This is a genomic window from Jannaschia seohaensis, from assembly GCF_900116765.1.
Classification (GTDB): Bacteria; Pseudomonadota; Alphaproteobacteria; order Rhodobacterales; family Rhodobacteraceae; genus Jannaschia; species Jannaschia seohaensis.
Map to the genome: position 1 here is coordinate 382091 of NZ_UETC01000001.1, position 14091 is coordinate 396181.

The 14091-nt window shown below is 70.0% G+C and carries 13 protein-coding genes; 7 read left to right on the forward strand and 6 right to left on the reverse strand.

The features are described from left to right. The first annotated feature begins 113 nt into the window (after positions 1-113). The 4 genes from pyk (at position 114) to rplT (ending at position 2575) form a co-directional block, all read left to right on the forward strand. Positions 114-1562 (forward strand): pyruvate kinase, encoded by a 1449-nt coding sequence (pyk, locus tag DTQ71_RS01860; RefSeq protein WP_109562575.1) that lies wholly within the window; start codon positions 114-116, stop codon positions 1560-1562. A gap of 1 nt (position 1563) precedes the next feature. After that, positions 1564-1875, forward strand: a complete 312-nt coding sequence (locus DTQ71_RS01865) for a hypothetical protein (RefSeq protein WP_109562576.1) — start codon at positions 1564-1566, stop codon at positions 1873-1875. A 124-nt stretch (positions 1876-1999) separates the two neighbouring features. Beyond that, positions 2000-2200, forward strand: coding sequence for a 50S ribosomal protein L35 (gene rpmI / locus DTQ71_RS01870; RefSeq protein ID WP_109562577.1), 201 nt, complete (start codon positions 2000-2002; stop codon positions 2198-2200). Positions 2201-2215: 15 nt separating this feature from the next. Further along, positions 2216-2575 (forward strand): 50S ribosomal protein L20, encoded by a 360-nt coding sequence (gene rplT, locus DTQ71_RS01875; protein ID WP_109562578.1) that lies wholly within the window; start codon positions 2216-2218, stop codon positions 2573-2575. 210 nt (positions 2576-2785) lie between these two features. On the opposite strand, the gene DTQ71_RS01880 is transcribed toward rplT, so the two are convergent. Then, entirely contained in the window at positions 2786-3790 is a 1005-nt protein-coding gene (locus DTQ71_RS01880) for a glycosyltransferase family 2 protein (protein WP_109562579.1), read from the reverse strand. Positions 3791-3887: 97 nt separating this feature from the next. On the opposite strand from DTQ71_RS01880, the gene DTQ71_RS01885 reads away from it, so the two are divergent. Next, positions 3888-4550, forward strand: a complete 663-nt coding sequence (locus DTQ71_RS01885; protein WP_170125262.1) for an SGNH/GDSL hydrolase family protein — start codon at positions 3888-3890, stop codon at positions 4548-4550. 7 nt (positions 4551-4557) lie between these two features. Here the strand turns inward: DTQ71_RS01885 and DTQ71_RS01890 are convergent, their stop codons facing one another. Beyond that, complete coding sequence (locus DTQ71_RS01890) at positions 4558-5694, reverse strand: serine hydrolase domain-containing protein (protein ID WP_170125263.1); 1137 nt, start codon at positions 5692-5694, stop codon at positions 4558-4560. Positions 5695-5817: 123 nt separating this feature from the next. Here DTQ71_RS01890 and pheS point away from each other — a divergent pair, with 123 nt between their 5' ends. Both pheS and DTQ71_RS01900 read left to right on the forward strand, forming a co-directional pair. Next, positions 5818-6882 carry a phenylalanine--tRNA ligase subunit alpha gene (gene pheS / locus DTQ71_RS01895; RefSeq protein WP_109562582.1) on the forward strand — a complete coding sequence of 355 codons (1065 nt, stop codon included), beginning with the start codon at positions 5818-5820 and terminating at the stop codon, positions 6880-6882. Positions 6883-6937: 55 nt separating this feature from the next. Then, positions 6938-7624, forward strand: coding sequence for a methyl-accepting chemotaxis protein (locus DTQ71_RS01900; protein ID WP_109562583.1), 687 nt, complete (start codon positions 6938-6940; stop codon positions 7622-7624). A 22-nt stretch (positions 7625-7646) separates the two neighbouring features. On the opposite strand, the gene DTQ71_RS01905 is transcribed toward DTQ71_RS01900, so the two are convergent. The 4 genes from DTQ71_RS01905 to mutL form a co-directional block, all read right to left on the reverse strand. Then, complete coding sequence (locus DTQ71_RS01905) at positions 7647-8861, reverse strand: lytic murein transglycosylase (protein ID WP_109562584.1); 1215 nt, start codon at positions 8859-8861, stop codon at positions 7647-7649. After that, the gene (gene rnr, locus DTQ71_RS01910; RefSeq protein WP_109562585.1) at positions 8858-11062 is read right to left on the reverse strand and encodes a ribonuclease R; all 2205 of its coding nucleotides are present in this window, start codon (positions 11060-11062) and stop codon (positions 8858-8860) included. Before rnr ends, DTQ71_RS01905 begins: the two co-directional genes overlap by 4 nt. Before the next feature lie 151 nt (positions 11063-11213). Beyond that, positions 11214-12242: a DNA recombination protein RmuC gene (locus DTQ71_RS01915; protein ID WP_109562586.1), complete on the reverse strand. Its 1029-nt coding sequence runs from the start codon at positions 12240-12242 to the stop codon at positions 11214-11216. Further along, positions 12239-14041: a DNA mismatch repair endonuclease MutL gene (gene mutL, locus DTQ71_RS01920; RefSeq protein WP_109562587.1), complete on the reverse strand. Its 1803-nt coding sequence runs from the start codon at positions 14039-14041 to the stop codon at positions 12239-12241. Before mutL ends, DTQ71_RS01915 begins: the two co-directional genes overlap by 4 nt. Between the last annotated feature and the right edge of the window lie 50 nt (positions 14042-14091).

The window sequence follows — 14091 nt, forward strand, 5'->3', positions numbered from 1 at the left end:
TACCCTGCCCGCCGAACGATGCCCATACCCGCCGGGCGGTTGCCAAGTGCCCCCGGCGCACGGCATAGGCGTGAGCGCTAACACCTGTTTCCTCCCGGAAGGAAGACGCCCGCATGAGACGCCATCGCAACGTGAAGATTGTCGCCACGCTCGGCCCCGCTTCGGACGATTACGACACGATCCGCGCCCTGTTCGAAACGGGGGCGGACGTGTTCCGCCTCAACATGTCTCATGGCGGCCATGACGACATCCGCGCCCGCCACAACATCCTGCGCGATATCGAGCGCGACACGGGCCGCCCAGTCTGCATCCTGGCGGACCTGCAGGGCCCCAAGCTGCGCTGCGGGGTATTTGCCGACGACGAGGCCGAGATCGAGGAAGGCCAGCCCTTCCGCTTCGACCTCGACGACGCGCCGGGCGATGCGACGCGGGTGCAGCTGCCGCACAAGGAGATCTTCGAGGCGCTGCGTCCCGGCTCGACGCTCCTGGTCAATGACGGCAAGCTGCGGCTGAAGGTCGAGGCTTGCGGGGACGACTTCGCCGATTGCACCGTGGTGACGGGCGGCACGATCTCCAACCGCAAGGGCGTGAACGTGCCCGACGTGGTCCTGCCGCTGGCGGCGCTCTCGGAGAAGGACCGCAAGGACCTGGAATTCGTCTGCGAGCTGGGCGTCGACTGGCTGGCGCTGAGCTTCGTCCAGCGCGCCGCCGACGTCGAAGAGGCGCGCAAGCTGGCCAAGGGCCGCGCCGCGATCCTCTCCAAGATCGAAAAGCCCGCCGCCGTCGAGGCCTTCGACGAGATCCTCGCCGCTTCGGACGGGATCATGGTCGCGCGCGGCGATCTGGGCGTCGAATGCCCCGTCCACGCCGTGCCCCCAATCCAGAAGCGGCTGACCCGCAAGTGTCGCGCCGCCGCCAAGCCGGTGATCGTGGCCACGCAGATGCTGGAGAGCATGATCGACAGCCCGATGCCCACGCGGGCCGAGGTCTCGGACGTGGCGACCGCGATCTACGAGGGCGCCGACGCGATCATGCTTTCGGCCGAATCGGCGGCGGGATCCTACCCGCTGGAGGCGGTGCGGACGATGAACGACGTCGCCGAATCGGTCGAGGCCGACGTCACCTATCGGGAGATTATCGAGGCCAGCCGCCGGTCCTCGCATCTCAGCTCCACCTCAGACGGGATCGTAGCCGCCGCGCGCGAGATCGCCGAGACAACGGGCGTCAAGGCAATCTGCTGCTTCTCGCATTCCGGCTCCACCGCGCTGAAGGTCGCGCGCGAGCGGCCGCGCGTGCCGATCATCGCGCTGACGCCGATCACCCGTACGGCGCGGCGCATGGCGCTCAGCTGGGGTGTCCATTCGGTCGAGACGCAAGCGGTCGAGCGGTTCAAGTTCGCCGTGGTCTCGGCGGTGCGCGCCGCCAAGGCCGCAGGCTTTGCCGAGACGTCGGACACGGTCGTGGTCACCGCGGGCATCCCGTTCAACGTGGCCGGTTCGACGAACATCCTGCGGGTCGCGCCCTGCGACGAGCGGCTGATCTTCGGAGCCGAGGCCGACTGAGTTGGAGGCCCTGGCGGCGCTCTGGGCCCGGGTCACCGAAGGGTGGGCGGGCCTGCCGAGCCTGCCGCCCCTGGGGCTGCCCGCGCCGCCCGATCCCGATCTGCTGATTGTGATCGCCACCTCGCTGATGGCGCTGGGCCTGACCGCGGCGCTCTCGGCCCGGATCGACGGGCGGCGCAGCTGGGCCGGGCGGTTTGCCGTGATCCTCTCGGCCGGGATGTTCTTCTGGGTCTGGGAGGCCGCCCGGTCGGGATTCGGCTGGACCACGATCCCCGCGGCCTTCGTCGAGGTCGCCGCACGCATTCTGCGCTGACCGCCAACCGCCCACCCGCGTGACGGTGCCCCTTGCCAAGTCAGGGCGCGGCCGTTAGGGGACGCGCTCTACCGCCCGCCCGGCGATTGGGATGCCGAGGCGCGCGACGAAAAAGGAGCCCGAAATGCCCAAGATGAAGACGAAGTCGAGCGCCAAGAAGCGCTTCAAGGTGACCGCGCGCGGCAAGGTTCTGTCCGCCCAGGCCGGCAAGCGCCACGGCATGATCAAGCGCACCAACAAGTTCATCCGCGACGCCCGTGGCACGTCCACGCTCAGCGCTCCGGACACCAAGATCGTCAAGGGCTTCATGCCCTACGACCGCTGATAGGAGGAACTACCGATGTCCCGAGTCACCTCCGGCAAGGTCACCCACGCCCGCCACAAGAAGGTCCTGACGGCCGCGAAGGGCTACTATTCGCGCCGCTCGACCAACTTCAAGACTGCGCGCCAGGCCGTCGACAAGGCGAACCAGTACGCCACCCGCGACCGCAAGAATCGCAAGCGCACGTTCCGTGCGCTGTGGATCCAGCGGATCAACGCCGCCGTGCGCGCCCATGACGCCGACATGACTTATTCGCGCTTCATCGCCGCGCTCGGCAAGGCCGGGATCGAGGTCGACCGCAAGGTCCTCGCCGACCTCGCCGTCCACGAGCCCGAGGCCTTCGCCGCCATCGTGGCTCAGGCCAAAGCCGCCGCGTAAGCGCCGCGCCAGACCGCATCCGGACGGGGCCCCTTCGTGGGCCCCGTTTTTCGTTTCCTCCACTGGAACCGGGGCGACCCGCGTCCTCTTCTTCTGGCCCCAAATACTCATGGCCCGACCCCATCCGCATTCCGACCGCTCCGGTGTCTCGCCGAGCGTCGCGGACGGGGGGCCGGGGGGCGTCCCCCGGCCCCCTCCGCCAGCGGGTCGTCAGCGCCAGAGCATCAGCCCCGCCGCCTTCAACTGGTCGGGATGGACGTAGCGCTCGGACCGTTCCGTCAGGAAGGACGCGTCCTCCGCCCGCATGGCCTGCACCAGCGCCGCGAAGCGCTTGTAAGACGCGCCGCCGTGATTGTGCCCGCCATGGGCGAGCACTTTGTCGATCTTGGCGGGCAGGGCCGAGGTAAAGACGAAATGCGCGACCGTCAGCAGCCGGTCCGTCGGCGGCGGCCAGTTCGCCTTGTGCGACCCATAGCGCCAGACCAGCCGGGACCGTCGCACGATCGGCGTCTTCAGCGTGGAGTGGCGTGAGAGCGGCGGGCGGTCGGCTTCGGGGATCTTCTCACGGACATACCGGTCCCAGAGGACGCTCGACTTGGCCAGGGCGATCTGTTGCGGTTGGCGGAAGGGGCGGAGGCGCAGCAGGGGGTGCGCCTCGAAATAGGGGCACTCCGCGAGAAGGGCATCGAAATCGCCGGGGGGCGCGGCAGGGGTGCCGGGCGGGGGCAGGCGCTCGGGAAAGAATTCGACCAGGGAGGCGGCCACGGTGGGTCGCCGCTCGGCTCGGAGCACGTCGAGAATCGCGGGCAGGTCCGGCGCCTCGGCAGGGGGCAGCAGGAATTCGTCCGCATCGACATAGAGCGCGTGCCGGCCCCAGAGGAATTTCTGCGCGATGGCGTCCTTCATCACCACGCCCGCCCGCGCGGCCCGCTTGAACCCGAGCGGCCCGCGCCCATCCGCCGGATCGCCATAGCCGTAGCGGGAACGGAGCATGACAACGTCCGGCTGCGCCGCCAACAGCTCCGCCGTGCCGTCGCCCGAGCCGTCATCCAGCACGACGAACTGCGCGACCCCGATCCGGCGGTGATGGTCCAGCCAGGCGGGCAGGAAGTGCATCTCGTCGCGCATCATCGACAGGATCGAGGGCGCGCCGGAACGGAGCGTGCCGGAGGCGATCTCAAGGCTGTCGAGGACATCGGAATGGGTCGGGCGCATGGTGTCTCCCAAGGGGGCGGCGCGCGGTCTCTCTAGGAGAGGCGCGCGCCGCTCTCAAGCCGTCGACGCGCGCCGCTCCGGCGCTAGCTGCCGCCTCATGCGCGCCCTGATCCTCCTCCTTGCCCTCGCAGCCTGCACCCCCGCCGTCCCGCCGGAGCGGGCGATCCTTGCCATCGGCGACAGCGTCATGGCCTGGAACGGCGACCGGGGCATCCCCGAGGTCACGGCGGCGGCGCTGGGCCGGCCGGTGGTCGATGCCTCGCAATCCTTGGCGCATGTGACCCATCCGAACGCGCTGGCGCGGGTCACGGGTTTCGATATCTCGCGCCAGGCGCCTTCAGGGGCCTGGGACTGGATCATCCTCACCGGGGGCGGCAACGACATCCGCTCCGATTGCGCCACGCCCCGGGCGGCCGCGACCCGAGACGGGCTGATCGGCCCGGATCTGAGCGGGGACATCCCCGAACTGATCGCGCGGCTGCGGGCGCGGGGCGCGCGCGTGGCGGTCGTGGGCTATTACGACGGGGCCGAGGCCTCGCCCACCGGGTTCACGCCGTGCCAGCCCGAGTTCGACGTCATGAACCGCCGCTTCGACGCGCTGGCGGGCCGCGATCCGGGCGTGGTGTTCCTGGACGCGGGCGACGTGATCGACCCGCGGGAGACCGTGCTCTACGCGCCCGACCTGATCCATCCGAGCCCGCGCGGCGCCGCATTGATCGGCGCCGCCCTGGCCCAAAGGATCCGCGCGGCCGAGCGGTGAGCGCCGCTCAGGCGGCGTAGGCCGCGCGCTCCGCCTCCGCGTAGACGCGCAGATAGCCCGGCTCCACGAAGGGCAGGGTCTGTGTCATGACCACGCCGCATTTATCCGCGCTGCGATCGGCCCACCAATGGGTGTTCAGCACCCCTGCCCAGGTCAGCGTCCCCGCCCGGCGGCCTCCGTCCACATCCTCAATGTTGATCAGTCCGCCGAAGCCATGGGTGGCCGCCCCCGGGAACGGATCGACATCGGCGCTCACGGCGGGCACGGTTGCGACCATCCGCTCGAACCGCTTCCCCTCCATCTGATCGGCGAAGACCTGATCCACCGCGCCCTCGGACAGGATTCGCGTCCCGTCCAACTCCCCGCCTCGGAGCAGCATCCGCAGCAGGCGCATATAGTCCGGCGCGGTCGAATAGAGGCAATGCCCCATCCCGTAGACCTCGGGCTTGGGCGGGGGCGAGAGGTCGAAGGGGACAAAACCGCCGTCCTCGCCGCGGGCCTTCACCTGCGCCAGCCGATCCTCCATGCCGTCGGGCTCGAAGGCGGTGCGAGACATGCCGAGCGGCTCCAGGATCTCCGAGGTCACGAACTCGGTGATCGACTGGCCCGACACGGCCTCCACCACGAGGCCCAGAAAGTCGGTCGAGAGGCCATAGCCCCAGCGCTCCCCGGGGTCGAACATCAGCGGGTAGTTCAGCGCCGCTCGCGTGCCCGACAGCGAAGGCGGCGCGCCCGTCGCCTGGAGGTAGCGCATCATGTCCGCGTTCCAGAACTCGTATTCCAGCCCCGAGCGGTGGGTCGCCAGATGGCGCACCGTCGCCGCCGTGCGGGGCGCGCGCAGCCGGGGCGTGTCCCCGTCCCAGCCGTCGAGCACCTGCATCGCGTCCCAGTCCGGCAGGACCGAGGCCACCTCGGTCTCCATCGACAGCTTGCCCCGGTCGATCAGGATCATCGCCGCGAGCGAGCCGACGAGCTTCGTCATCGAGAAGATGCGGAACGCGGTGTCCTCCGAGGCGGGGCGGCCCTCGGCCGCGTCCCCGGCGCTGGCGCTGTCGGTGATGCCTCCGGCGTTGCCCAGCATGGTGACGACGAAGGGAACGTCCTGGCGTGCGACGGCGTCTTCCGCGAGGGTCTGTAAGGTCATTGTGGTTTCCTCCCGCTCGGAAGCGTCCGCGCGATGGCCGGTTGGGTCAAGCTGCATCGCAGGGGCGGTTGCAGCAGCGCGCCCCACGGGATACGCAGCGCCGACTTGAGACGAGGCCCGACCATGGACGACCTGCGCGAGAAATATATCGGTCAGATCCGCGACGCCGCCGACGAAGCCGCCCTGGAAGCAGTGCGCCTCGCCGCCGTCGGCAAGAAGGGCGAGGTCGCCCTGAAGATGCGCGAACTCGGCAAGATGACCCCGGAGGAGCGGCAGGTCGCGGGGCCGAAGCTGAATGCGCTGAAGGATGAGATCAATTCCGCCATCGCCGCCCGCAAGGCCGCGCTGGAGGATGCCGCGCTGGAGGCGCGCCTGCGCGACGAGTGGCTCGACGTGACCCTGCCCACCCGCACGCGGCGCGTGGGCAGCATCCACCCGATCAGCCAGGTCACCGAAGAGGTGACCGCGATCTTCGCGGATATGGGCTTCAGCGTCGCGGAAGGCCCCCAGATCGAGACCGACTGGTACAATTTCGACGCGCTCAACATCCCCGGCCACCATCCGGCCCGCGCCGAGATGGACACGTTTTACATGCACCGCGCCGAGGGCGACGACCGTCCGCCGCACGTGTTGCGCACCCATACCTCGCCGGTCCAGATCAAGGCGATGGAGGCCACTGGCGCGCCGCTGCGGGCGATCTGCCCGGGCCGGGTCTACCGCGCCGATTACGACCAGACCCACACGCCGATGTTCAATCAGGTCGAGGGCATCGCCATCGACCGCGACATCTCCATGGCGAACCTGAAATGGTGCCTGGAGGAATTCTGCCGCGCCTTCTTCGAGGTGGACGAGATCGAGCTGCGCTTCCGCGCCTCGCATTTCCCCTTCACCGAGCCCTCGGCCGAGGTCGATATCCGCTGTTCGTGGGAGGGCGGGACGCTCAAGCTGGGTGAGGGCGATGACTGGCTGGAGATCCTGGGCTCGGGCATGATCCACCCCAAGGTGTTGCAGGCAGGCGGGATCGACCCGGATCAATGGCAGGGCTTCGCCTTCGGCATGGGGATCGACCGGATCGCGATGCTGAAATACGGCATCCCGGACCTGCGGGCCTTCTTCGACAGCGACCTGCGCTGGCTGCGGCATTACGGCTTCGGCGCGCTCCAGGCGCCGGCGCGCCACGCGGGTTAATCACACCTTAGGACATGCGCGCTATCGCTGGGGGACGCCCCCCTCGGAGCAGATCATGACCGCGCAGCCCCGCATCCTGGCGTCCCATTCGCCGCCGGAAGAGATCGATTTGGACGTTGTCGGCCGCGTGGTCGAGCTGTTGACCCAGTGCCGGATGCTGTCGCTGACATCGGCCCTGCTGGCGGTCCAATGGGCCTCCGCCCGGGGCGCCCGGGAGCGTGCCGCCTTTGCCAGCGCCTTCCACGCCGATCGCCGCGCCTATATCGACGCGATCTCGGAGAAGATGCGGATCGCGCCCTTCATGGCGCGTTTGCCGGAAATCGCCAGACCACGGGCGGCGGTGCATGGCTTTCTCGATACGCTGCAACAGCTGGAGACGGACGGCACCGAGATGGATCACGCCTCGGCCGCCAAGCTGGCCGAGCGGGCGCGGCTGCATGTCCATCCCGCCCTGCGTGAGATCATTCTCTACCTGGAAGGCAAGATTCGAGAGGGGCAGGAGCGTGAGCGCGCCGGGGTGGCGGCGCGGGCCGATCTGGTCGATCGCACGCTCCACGACATGGGACGAATCGGCCGGATGATCGGCTCCATCTCGATCAACGCCTCGGTCGAAGCGGCCCGGGCCGGGGGCGAATCGGGGCGTGCCTTTCAGGTGATCGCGGCAGAGGTGCGCGATCTCGCGCGGCAATCCGCGACCCTGTTGGAGGAGATGAAGCAGCGGCTGGCCGAACGCCTGCGGTGATCGCCCCCTTACCGGCCTGCCCTCAGCCCTCGCGGCGCAAGCGCGCCAGGAGTTGCGGGCTCATATAGCCGTCGGGAACCAGACCGCGCGCGGCCTGCCATCGGCGGATCGCCTCCAGGGTCAGCGGGCCGACCAAGCCGTCGAATTTCTGCGGGTCGAACCCGGCCGCGGCCAGACGGCGCTGCATCTCCACGCGCTCGTCGAAGGTCAGCGCCCGGTCCCCGCGCGGCCAGCTGTCGATCAGCGGCAGGCCGCCCGCGATCCGGTCGGCCAGATGCCCGACGCCGATCACATAGGCGTCGGCGGTGTTGTAGCTCTCCAGCGCGCGGAAATTGGGCGTGGTGGCAAAGGCGGTGCCCTGATGCCCGCCCGGCACGCGGATCGAGATGCCCGGCCCCTCCGGCAGCGCGCCGCTCCGCGCCCGCACCCCCAACGCCGCCCATTCGGCGCCGGTCTTGGTGGTCCGCTCCCCGGTCAGCAGGTAGTCGAAGCCTTCGGGCACCACGACTTCGGTGCCCCAGGGCCGCCCGGTCTGCCAGCCATTTGCCTTGAGATAGGTCGCCGTCGAGGCCAGCGCATCGACCGGCGTGCCCCAGATGTCGCGTCGCCCGTCGCCATCCCAGTCCTGAGCGTGCGCCAGAAAGCTCGACGGCAGGAACTGCGTATGCCCCATCGCCCCAGCCCAGGAGCCCCGGAGCGTGGCGGGCACGGCCTCCCCCCGCTCGACGATCTGCAACGCGGCCAGGAACTCCCGCTCCCACAGAGCGGCGCGGCGGGCGTCGAAGGCCAGGGTTGCGATGGCCTCCAAGGTCGGTGTGTCGCCCTTGAAGGCGCCGTAACTGCTCTCCAGCCCCCAGATCGCGACCAGGATCTCGGCGGGAACGCCATGGGTGGCTTCGATACGGTCGAGATCTGCCCGGTGGTACGCCAGGGCCGCGCGCCCGTTCCGGATGCGCGCGTCCGAGACGGCGGTATCGAGATAGTCCCAAACGGTCTTGGTGAATTCCGACTGGGTGCGGTCGCGGCGGACGATGTCGGCGCGGTAGGCGAGCCCGCGCGTCGCGCGCGTCCAGGTGGCGTCGGAGATGCCCGCCGCCTGCGCCGTCTCGCGGAACCCGGCAAGCCAGGCGTCCAGGCTCGGCGACGCCGCGCCGCGCATGGCCGGGCGCGGCGAGGTGACCGGCTGCGCGCAGGCCGTGGTGGACAGAACCAGCGTCAGCAGCAGGGCGCGGATCATCGCCGCCTCTTCTTCGGGCCCTTGCGGAGCTTGCGCTTGCGCGTGGGGGGCGCGGCCGGGCGCCGGCGTTCGCCCTCGATCTCCAAAAGCTCCACGATCAGGCCGCCGGTCACCGGCGCGGCTTCGGCCAGGCGGACGGTGACGCGCTGGCCCAGGCTGATCTCGGTGCGGGTCTCGGTCCCGGTCAGGGTCTGCTCGTCGCGATCATAGCGGAAATATTCCGCCCCGAGCGAGCGCACCGGGATCAGCGCATCCGCCCCCGTCTCGTCCAGCCGCACGAAGGCGCCGAAACTCTGCACGCCCGAGATACGGCCGGTGAACTGCGCCCCGATCTGATCGGCGAGGAAGGCGGCGAGGTAGCGGTCGTTCGTGTCGCGCTCCGCCACCATCGACCGCCGCTCCGCTTCGGAGATGAGCGTCGCGGTGGCCTCCAGATGCTCCAGATCCCATTCCGACAGGCCATCGGCGTCGGGATTGGGGCCCCAGCCATGGGCCGTGATCAGCGCGCGATGCACGATCAGGTCGGAATAGCGCCGGATCGGCGAGGTGAAATGCGCGTAGCTTCGCAGGGCGAGGCCGAAATGGCCCAGATTGACAGGGGAATAATAGGCCTGCGCCATCGCCCGCAGGGTCGACATGGAGATCAGCTCCGCCAGATCCGTCCCCTCGGCCGCATGCAGCAGGCGGTTCAGCATCGCCGGCCGCGTCACCTGTCCCTTGGGCAGTGAAAATCCCGAGGCCTTCGCCGTCTCGCGCAGCGCGTCCAGCTTGTCCTCCGCCGGCTCTTCGTGGACGCGGTAGATCAGGGGGGTGCGCCGCTTCTCCAATTCCTCGGCGGCGGCGACATTCGCGGCGATCATGAACTCTTCGATCAGGCGATGCGCATTGAGCCGGTCGCGGAAGGCGACGGAGGTGACTTGGCCCTCCTCCGACAATTCGATCCTCCGCTCCGGCAGGTCCAGGTCCAGCGGCGCGCGGCGGGCCCGGGCGCGCTTCAGCGCGTCATAGGCGGCATAGAGCGCCCTCAGCACGTCCAGATGCGGCGCCGTGCGGTCGTTGGGCGTGCCGTCTACCGCCGCCTGCACCTCCTGGTAGTGGAACGACGCCGCGGAGTGCATCAGTCCCCGGTAAAACGTCTGCCCGGTCCGGTTCCCCTCCGCGTCGAAGGTCATCCGCACCGCGATACAGGCCCGGTCCACCCCCTCATGCAGCGAACACAGATCGCCCGAGAGCGCATCGGGCAGCATCGGGACGACCCGATCGGGGAAATAGGTCGAGTTGCCCCGCTCCCGCGCCTCCCGGTCGAGCGCGGAGCCGGGGGAGACATAGGCGGCGACGTCGGCGATGGCGACCCAGATGGCGTGGCCGTCGCCCTCGGGCTCTGCGAAGACCGCATCGTCCCGGTCGCGGGCATCCGACGGGTCGATCGTGATCAGCGGCAGGTGGCGCAGATCGGTGCGGTCGCCCAGTTCGGGCGGCGCCGCGGCCTCTGCTTCGGCGATGACCTCTTCGGGGAAGTGGTCGCGCAGGCCGTGCTGGTGGATCGCGATAAGCGACACCGCCTTGGCCGCACCCGGATCTCCCAGGCGCGTCACCACCTTGGCCCGAGGCAGACCCATCCGCGTCCGCCCCTTGCCGATCTCCGCCTCGACAAGCTCCCCATCGCGCGCCCCGCCGGTGTCGCCCGCGCCGATGATCCATTCCCGGTCGGCCCCCTTGTCCACCGGCATCAGACGGCCGCCCTCGGCGGAGGCGCGGAACACGCCGATTGCGCGGCGCGGGCCGGTGCCGATGCGGCGGATCAGCCGGGCCTGGTGGCTGTGATCCTCACCCGTGACCTCGGTCAGCCGCATCAGCAGCCGATCCTCGGGTCCGAAGGCCGGGTCGTCCTCTTGCGGGATATAGAGAATCCTTGGCTCCGGCTCGTCGCCGCGCCAGTCGGCGGGCCGCAGGAACAGATCCCCATCGGCATCGGTGCCGGCGAGTTTCAGGATCGAGACCGGCGGCAGGCGGTTCGGGTCGTCATAGGACCTCTTGCGCTTGGTCAGATACCCCTCGTCCTGCATCTCGCGCAGCAGGCGCTTCAGGTCGATCCGCGCCTGGCCCTTGACCCCGAAGGCCTTGGCGATGTCGCGCTTTGAGGTCTGGGCGGGGTTGTCGGCGATCCATTGCAGGATCGCCTCCTTGGTGGGGATGCTCATGGGGTCGCAGGTAGCACGGCGGTGGGGCGGCGTCGAATGCCCACAGGCTCAGTCATTCTTCATTAAGGTTAACGCGTCCCTTCCTGCCTCATCTTGCCGGAAATACCTTGGGGTCCGGGGCAAAGCCCCGGCTTTTGGCGATCCGACGGACTCATCCCCGCCGGATGACCGGCGCGAGCCGCGGCTTGGCCGCCGCCTCCTCCCCGAAGTCGAACGCGTCCAGCCGCTCGGCCCGCCTGCCCGCGCGTTCGGCGGCGGTGGCGATCCCTTCGACATCCCGCCGCGCCTGGTCGAAATGGCTCTCCAGCTTGGCCGCGCGCTCCACGATCAACTCCACGTCCCGGCCTAAAGCGGCGAGCGCACGGCGGATGTCCCCTGCTTGCTCGCGCATTCGGTGGTCCTTGAGCACGGCGCGCAGCGTGTTGAGCGTCGCCATCATCGTGGTCGGCGAGACGATCCAGACGCGGGCGACGAAGCCCTCGCGGACGATCTCCGGGTGGTTGGCATGCAGCTCCGCATAGATCGCTTCCGAGGGGAGAAACAGGCAGGCGCCATCCGCCGTCTCTCCGGGCAGGACGTATTTGTCGGCGATGGCGCGGATATGGGTGCGCAGCGCGGCGCGGAAGGCGGTCTTCGTCGTCTGAGACGGCTCCGCGAGCAGCGCCTCGTAGCTCTCCAGCGGGAACTTGGCGTCGATGACCAGCGGCCCCGGCGGGTCGGGCATGTGGATGAGGCAATCGGCGCGGCGCCCGTTCGTCAGCGTCGCCTGCCAGGTGAAGGCGTCGGGCGGCAGCGCCTTGGCCACCAGGTCGTGAAGCTGGATCTCGCCGAAAGCGCCACGCGTCTGCTTATTGGACAGAATGTCTTGGAGGCCGAGAACGTTCGACGACAGGTCCTCGATCCGGGACTGGGCGGCGTCGATGGCGGCGAGCCGCTGTTGCAGCGCGCCCAAAGAGGCCGCCGTGCGGGCCGCGCCGTCGGTCAGCGCCGCTGCCGTCCCGGCCTCGGCCCGCGCCTGCGCATCGGCCAGCCCGGCCAGCGTCCCGGTCAGCTGCGCCTGGGCGCGGGACAGGTCCCGCAGCCGGGCGGACATGGCGAGCACGACGACCAGTAGCAGCAGCGCGAGCGCCCCCGCGCCCAGCGCGCCCAGCGTGGCCGGGTCCGACAGGTCCAGGATCATGTCCGGCCGAACAGGCGCTCGATGTCCTTGAGGTCCAGCGAGACATAGGTGGGGCGGCCGTGGTTGCATTGGCCCGACATCGGCGTCGCCTCCATCTCCCGCAGGAGCGCGTTCATCTCGGGCGCCGACATGCGGCGGCCCGCGCGGATCGAGCCGTGGCAGGACATGCGGCTGAGGATCGCGTCCAGGCGGCGGCGGAGGGTGAGGGGCGTGGCGTCCTCGTCCTCCTCCAATTCCTCGATGATGTCGCGGATCAGGGCCTCCGCCGAGACGGGCCCGAGGAGCGCGGGCGTCTCGCGCACGGCAACGCAGCCGGGGCCGAACGGGTCGAGGCCGAGGCCCAGGGCGCTCAGGTCCAGCGCCAGCAGCCGCTCCGCCCAGGGGCCGACCTCCACCACTTCGGGGATCAGCAGCGCCTGCGCGGCGATGCCGCCCGCTTCGGCCTGGGCCTTGAGGCGCTCGTAGACGAGACGCTCATGGGCGGCGTGCTGGTCGACCAGGACGAAGCCGGTCTCGGTCTGGGACAGGATGTAGGTTTCGTGCAATTGCGCGCGGGCGGCGCCGAGATAGCCGGGGGCTGCGTCGGGCGTGGGCTCGGGCGCGGGCTCGACCCGGGCGGAGGCGTCGGCGAAGCCCGGCATCTGCATCGTATAGGCCGTGTCCCGGGCGCGGGGCGAGGGGCGGTCCATCTGATAGACCGGCGCGGCGGGACGCGGCGGCTCGGCCCGGGCGGCGCCGAGGGTGGCGGTGGCGACGGTCGTGGCGCTGCGGTGGCCCGCTTCGGCCAGGGCATGCTTCAGGCCCGAAACGATGAGCCCCCGCACCAGCCCGGCATCGCGGAAGCGGACCTCCGTCTTGGCCGGATGGACGTTGCAATCGACCAAGGTCGGCGGGCAGGTGATGAAGAGAGCGGCGACCGCGTGGCGGTCCTTGGCCAGCACGTCCGCATAGGCTCCGCGCAGGGCGCCGGTCAGCATCCGGTCGCGGACAGGGCGGCCGTTGACGAAGAGATATTGGTGCACCGCGTTGCCGCGCGAATAGGTCGGCAGGCCCGCATGGCCGGTCAGGCGGTGGCCCTCCCGCTCGGCATCGAGCGTCATGCAGTTCTCGGCGAAGGCGCGGCCTAGAATGGTGGCGAGCCGGTCGGCGAGGCTGGCGGCGGGGTCGGCGCGGAACAGCACCTTGTCCTCGCCATCCGAGACGTCGCGCAGATCGAAGGCGACCCCCGGCTCGGCCATGGCGAGGCGGCGCACGGCGTCGGTGACGGCCATGCTCTCGGAGCGTTCGGATTTCAGGAACTTCAGCCGCGCCGGAGTGGCGTGGAACAGGTCGCGCAGTTCGACGACCGTCCCGGCGCGCAGCGCGGCGGGGCGGGGCGCGTCGATCCGGCCGCCCGAGACATGCAGGCTCATCGCCCCGTCCGACCCAGTGGCGCGGGTGGTGATCGTCAGGCGGCCGACGGCGCCGAGCGAGGGCAGCGCCTCGCCCCGGAAGCCGAAGGAATGGATCTGGAGCAGATCCGTCCCGTCGATCTTGGAGGTGGCATGGCGCGAGAGCGCCAGCGGCAGGTCCTCGGCGGCGATGCCATGGCCGTCATCGGTGACGCGAATCAGCGTGCGTCCGCCATCGGCGATCTCGATCCGGATGCGGCTGGCGCGGGCGTCGAGCGCGTTCTCCACCAGTTCCTTGACGGCCGAGGCGGGGCGCTCGACCACCTCGCCCGCGGCGATGCGATTGATCGCGGCCTCGTCCAGCTGACGAATGCGGGGAGGGGATATGTTGCGGTCCTGGGCGCCCATGGCGCTACAGCTAGCGCGACCGGCCCGGCAGGGGAACCCGGATCATGCGC